Source organism: Caldisericum sp. (assembly GCA_022759145.1).
Taxonomy (GTDB): Bacteria; Caldisericota; Caldisericia; order Caldisericales; family Caldisericaceae; genus Caldisericum.
Genome location: JAEMPV010000033.1, coordinates 1 through 6,233 on the forward strand (window position 1 = coordinate 1; position 6,233 = coordinate 6,233).

Here is a 6,233-nt window from a genome sequence, read left to right on the forward strand (position 1 = left end):
ACGCCTCCAAAAATTTTAATCCTCGGTTTAGCAACCTCTGTCCCTCTAAAAAGTTTAGAACCTTTTTGAAAAAATTACAAGTTTTTGAAGCCTATTTTTCTTTTTTCACTTTTGAACTTTGGAATCCCGCAAATGCGGTATAACTTTGTAATACACGATTTTTCTGATATAATTTTTTTAATTTGAGAGTGGAGGTTGAGCGATGGAATTTAAGAAACTTGAAGATGTAAAGAATATACCGCAAGAAGAAGAGCGGCTTATAGAATTTTGGAAAGAGAATAAAATTTTTGAGAAAAGCTTAAAGATAAGGGAAGGCAATCCTCGTTTTGTATTTTACGAAGGACCTCCTACTGCAAATGGCAAACCTGGCGTCCACCATGGGCTTTCAAGGATCTACAAGGATACTGTTCTCAGATTTAAGTCCCTTATGGGTTATTATGTGCCAAGACGTGGTGGCTGGGATACACAGGGGCTTCCTGTTGAAATTGAAGTTGAAAAGATGCTTAACATTCACACAAAGCGTGAAATTGAGGAATATGGCATCGAAAAGTTCAACCAACTCTGTAAGGAATCTGTAATGAAATATGTTGATGACTGGGAAAAAATGACCGATAGAATTGGCTTCTGGATCGATATGTCCAATGCCTACAAGACTTACGAGAATTATTACATTGAAACAATCTGGTGGATTTTGAAAGAGGTATATAACAAAGGGCTTCTTTACGAAGGGCATAAAGTTGTGCCTTATTGTCCAAGGTGTGGAACAACCCTTTCTTCACACGAAGTTGCTCTTGGCTACAAAAAGGTTAAAGACCCTTCAATTTATGTGTTCTTCCCAGTAAAGGACGAAAGATATCCTGATACATCTCTCCTTGTCTGGACAACAACCCCCTGGACTCTTCCTTCAAACGTTGCTGCAGCAGTAAACCCCGAATTTACATACCTACTGGTTGAACACGATGGTAAGAAATTGATCCTTGAAAAGAACCGTGCACATGCAATACTTGGGCATGAGGGTGTCGACTACACTCTTTTAAAGGAGATGAAAGGTGCCGAACTTGCCGGTATAAAGTACGAGCCACCATTCAGGTATATAGAACTAAAAAAGGAAGACGAAGAAAAGGCGTTTAGAGTAGTCCTTGCAGACTTTGTTACAAATGAAGATGGTTCTGGTATTGTTCACATTGCACCTGCTTTTGGTGAGGACGACCTCAATGTTGGTAAGGCATATAATCTTCCAATGATTCAACTTGTTGACCTCGAAGGAAAACTTACCGAAGGGCCTTTTAAAGGAAAATTTGTAAAAGACGCAGACCCACTTATTACAGAAGACCTCAAGAAAAGAGGGCTTCTTTTTAAGAAAGAGTTATACGAACACGATTACCCATTCTGCTGGCGTTGCGGAACACCACTTCTCTATTATGCAAAGGGCTCGTGGTTCATACGGATGAGTGATTTAAGAGAGCAACTTGTAAAGAATAATGAAACTGTAAACTGGTTCCCAGAATCAATTAAGTATGGGCGTTTCGGAAACTGGCTTGCGAATATTAACGACTGGGCACTTTCAAGAGAGCGTTACTGGGGGACTCCCCTTAATATCTGGAAGTGCGAGAGTTGTGGTCATACTGAGGCAATAGGAAGTATTAAGGAATTAAGAGAGCGTGCAATCGAGGATGTTCCACCTGATATTGAACTTCACAAGCCCTATGTGGATAAGATTCACCTAAAATGCCCGAAATGTGGTGGGACTATGTCTCGTGTACCTGAAGTTATAGATGTATGGTTTGATTCGGGTGCTATGCCTTTTGCACAACTCCACTACCCATTTGAAAATGTTGAAGAATTTGAGAAAAACTTTCCTGCAGATTTCATAACTGAGGCAATTGACCAAACAAGGGGCTGGTTTTACTCTCTCCTTGCAATTTCAACACTCGTAAAAGGCGTTGCTCCCTACAAAACTGTGCTCTGCCTTGAACTTATACTCGATGAAAAAGGGCAGAAGATGAGTAAGTCCAAGGGGAATGTAATCGACCCATGGAGTATACTTAATGTTCAAGGTGCAGATGCCTTCAGATGGGCTATATATACTGCCTCTCCTCCATGGCTTCCAAGAAGGTTTGGACCAAATGTTGTAAATGATGCAATGAAGGAATTTATCATACCTTTGAGAAATGTCTATACTTTCTTTGCGATGTATGCAAACCTTGACCACTTTAACCCAAAAGAAGTAAAGTATGTTGAGCCTACAAAGAGGCATATTCTTGACAGGTGGATTTTAGCACGTGTTGAGCAGATAAATAAAGAAGTCCTCGACAGGTTTGATAAGTTTGAAATTACTCCTCTTACAAAAGATATTACAAAGTTCGTTGATGACCTTTCAAACTGGTATGTGAGAAGGTCAAGAAGAAGATTCTGGAAAAGCGAAAACGACGAGGACAAATGGACTGCATATCTTACACTGTATGAAGTTCTTTCAAAACTTTCATACATACTTGCACCGTTTACCCCATTCCTTTCTGAAACCCTTTACCAGAACCTTGTAAGGCCGTTCTATCCAGAAAAGCCCGAAAGTGTCCATCTTACAGATTATCCAAAACCTGATGAGAGCCTCATCGATGAAAAACTGATTGACGATATGGAACTTGTAATTGAAATAACCTCATTGGGAAGAAGTTTAAGGAAAAATTCCGGGAGAAAAGTGCGTCAGCCATTACAAAGACTTGTGGTTGTCCTTTCAAATAAGGATCACGAGGCGTTCTTAAAGGAGAACATCCCTGTTATTAGCGAAGAACTCAATGTTAAAGAAGTTGTTCTTGATAATACAATTGAGCCATACGGTGAGGTAACTCTCAAACCGAACCTTGTAACACTTGGGCAAACTTACGGAAATAAACTTCCAAAGATAGTCGAGCATCTCAAGGACGAAAATGTTATTAAAGCACTTTTGAATGTTGGATTTGCTCAAATTGAGGTGGACAATACTCCAATAAGGCTTACAATGGGAGATGTATTTGTTGAGGTAAAAGGGAAGGGAACTTACATTGGTGCCTTTGAAAATGGCAACTTTGTTTTCCTCGACACAGCCCTCACGGATGAACTTGTAAAGGAAGGCGTTGCCCGTGAAATTGTCCACACTATACAAAACCTCAGAAAAGAAGCAAATTACGATATTGCAGATAGAATTAAATTATCCATTTCTCCTTTAGATGAGGTTGTAAAAGATTTCGAAGACTACATAAAAGAGGAAACTCTATCGGTAGATATTGAAGAATCACTTGAAAAATTTGATATCTCCTCAACACTTGATACAGGAGAAAAAACATATACAATTAAACTGAAAAAACTATGAAAAAATTAAAACTGTCCCCTGTGCAGTTAGTCCTTGCAAGTTTCTTTCAATCAGTAACTCCCAGAACTGCAGGATTCAATACCGTTGATATCGGAAGCCTCACCCGGCCTACACTTCTACTTCTTATATTCTTAATGTTTGTTTGCGGTTCTCCTGGTGGAACTGCAGGCGGTATTAAGACAACAACATTTACAGTGCTTAAATTCCTTGAGGGCGATGTGATATTTATAGTTGGAAGAACCGAAGACTTAGTTACCTTTAAAGAGGCATTTGAGAAATGATTAAAGCAATAACAATTGACCTCTGGGAAACCCTCATCGAGGATGTAAATTCAAACGAAATTGAAAGAGACGAGAGAAGGGCAAAATTTATTCTTGACACGCTTATACTTGATAGTAGCAAGAAAGACATTATTATGAAGTTCTTTTCTGATCTAAATGAGGCTTTCAAATATCCAAGTGCTGAAAATTCCTGGTCGATTCTACCGGAGTCACAGGTTAAAGTGCTTCTTGAGAAATACCTTAATGTTCCTTATGATTCGAAACAATTTAACCGCATCGTAGAGCATTACAAAACCGTGATTCTCGAAAATCCCCCACTCTTAACGGAGCAAGCAATTCCAAAAATTCTTATGAGATTAAGCAAAAAATATACATTAACCCTTATTTCAAACACGGGAAGAACCCCCGGAAGCATTCTTTTGAATATCCTTGAAATGTACGGTATAAGGGATTATTTTACTCATTTTGTTTTTTCTGATGAGATTGGTGTAAGAAAGCCAGACCCACGAGTTTTTGAATATGCAAAGAATATTCTAAAACTTGAAAAAGAAAATATTGTCCATGTTGGGGATTCCGTAAGGCTTGACTTCATGGGAGCAAAGTCCTATGGCTTTAATGCAGTTCTCTACGCAAAAGGAAAAGATAACCCCGAAGTTGAGCCATATATAAAGTCTTTTGAAGAATTAGAAAGGCTTATTGATGAGAAGTTCAATTGAAATTGACGGACATAGTCTTGGTATAGAAGATGTAGTTTCTGTTTCCGAGACATACTCTGAGGTTCTTTTAAGTGAAAATGCAAAAAGGAAGGTTGAAAAATCATATAAAATAATCCAGGATATTGTAGAAAGCGGCAAGCCTTTTTATGGAATAAACACCGGTTTTGGCAAACTTGCAGATGTAGTAATTGACAGGGAAAACCTGTCAAAACTACAAGAAAATCTAATCCTGAGCCATTCGTCAGGTGCAGGTGAACCATTTTCGGAGCCTGAGGTAAGAGCGGCGATTTTGGTTAGGGCAAATAGCCTTGCAAAGGGTTATTCAGGGGTAAGAGTAGAAACAATTGAAAAATTGCTCGAGATACTCAATAACAGAATATATCCCTATGTTCCACTTTATGGGTCGGTTGGTGCATCAGGTGACCTTGCACCACTTGCACATATTGCGCTTCTTCTTTTAGGTAAAGGAAGGGTTTTTGAAGATGGGAAAATTGTTGAATTTAGCGAAGTTTTTGGGCACTACAACTTTGAGCCGTTATCTCAATTTTATCCAAAGGAGGGGCTTGCACTAATTAACGGGACATCCTTTGAAGCAGGCATTTCTTCCTTACTTTTATACGAAGCAAAATACCTTCTTGATATTGCTATAAAATCTTTTGCAATGTCTTTTGAGGCACTAAGAGGAAAAACTCCTGCGTTTGATTCAAGGGTACATGAAGTAAGGAATGCTCCTGCACAAAAAACTATAAGCGAAAAATTCCTTGGACTTGTTTCTGATAGCAAACTTGTTAATACCTCAAATCGAGTCCAGGATGCCTACACCCTTCGCTGTATGCCACAGGTTTATGGTGCAATTCTTGAGAACCTTTTAAATATCGAGAAATTTCTTGAAAGAGAGATTAATGCCTCAACCGATAACCCACTTATTTTTGAAAATGGCGATGTTATATCTGGCGGCAATTTTCATGCACAACCTTTATCATTTTTAATGGATTTTTACTCAATTGTTTTAACGACTTTATCTGGAATGATAGAAAGGCGTATCAATAGAATTTTGAACCCTGCGTTGAGTGGGCTTAAGCCATTTTTAGCAAGTAATCCTGGTGTAGAATCAGGCATGATGATTTTGCAATACACGGCTGCGTCGTTAGTTTCTGAAAATAAAATCCTGTCTCATCCTGCAAGCGTCGATTCACTTCCCGTATCCGCCGACCAGGAGGACTATGTTAGCATGGGAATGAATGCAGTAATCAAGGCAAGAAAAGTTCTGGATAATGTAAGAAAAGTAATTTCAATTGAATTGATTATTGGAGCACAGGCGCTTGAAATGGTGCTTAAAGAATCAGGTGATAAAAATTCAATTGGTTCAGGCACAAGAGAAGTTTTTGAAAAAGTCAGGTCTTTTGTTTCTTACGCTCATAAAGATAGAGTCTTTTCTTACGATATTGAGGTAGTAGAAAAGGCACTTAAGGATCACCTGCTTTAAAATAAAAAAAGCAAAAGCCTGCGAAAAGGAGGAGGGAAACGCAGGCCTTTGCTGACCAATTTGATTGATAGAATCTTGATTGATCTATCGTCGCTATATATTATATCAAAAATGTGATAAAAATGTGAAGAAAACAATCCATAAAATGACCATATTTTTGCCAAAGAAAATTTATTTTTACTATATTTGCAGGAAAATTATTAAATTTTGTTAATTTTAAAAATTTATGGAAAAGGTAAAGAGTTGACATTTAAAAATGCTTCCCAAAGTTTTCGAAAATTAGTTTTAAAGATATTTTTAATGTGCAAATAGGCTTTCTAAAACTGTACCCAAAAACGAATTTATTCCTTTGGGGAAAAGTTGGAAAGGGGGCGAAGCCCTCGTTCCAAAATGTGTCACTC

3 protein-coding genes and 1 pseudogene are annotated in these 6,233 nt (G+C 38.2%); all 4 read left to right on the top strand.

Features of this window, described 5'->3' with window-relative positions; genetic code table 11:
* Nucleotides 1–202: 202 nt before the first annotated feature.
* The 4 genes and pseudogenes from JHC30_02405 to hutH all read left to right on the top strand — a co-directional run bounded on the left by JHC30_02405 (nucleotide 203) and on the right by hutH (nucleotide 5,832).
* Nucleotides 203–3,349, top strand: a complete 3,147-nt coding sequence (locus tag JHC30_02405; GenBank protein MCI4463007.1) for an isoleucine--tRNA ligase — start codon at nucleotides 203–205, stop codon at nucleotides 3,347–3,349.
* A 200-nt stretch (nucleotides 3,350–3,549) separates the two neighbouring features.
* Nucleotides 3,550–3,630 (top strand): annotated as a pseudogene (locus tag JHC30_02410) (TrkA family potassium uptake protein).
* On the top strand, nucleotides 3,627–4,346 hold the full coding sequence (locus tag JHC30_02415; GenBank protein ID MCI4463008.1) for an HAD family hydrolase: 720 nt from the start codon (nucleotides 3,627–3,629) through the stop codon (nucleotides 4,344–4,346). Before JHC30_02410 ends, JHC30_02415 begins: the two are co-directional and overlap by 4 nt.
* Nucleotides 4,330–5,832: a histidine ammonia-lyase gene (hutH, locus tag JHC30_02420; protein MCI4463009.1), complete on the top strand. Its 1,503-nt coding sequence runs from the start codon at nucleotides 4,330–4,332 to the stop codon at nucleotides 5,830–5,832. Before JHC30_02415 ends, hutH begins: the two co-directional genes overlap by 17 nt.
* Nucleotides 5,833–6,233: the final 401 nt, after the last annotated feature.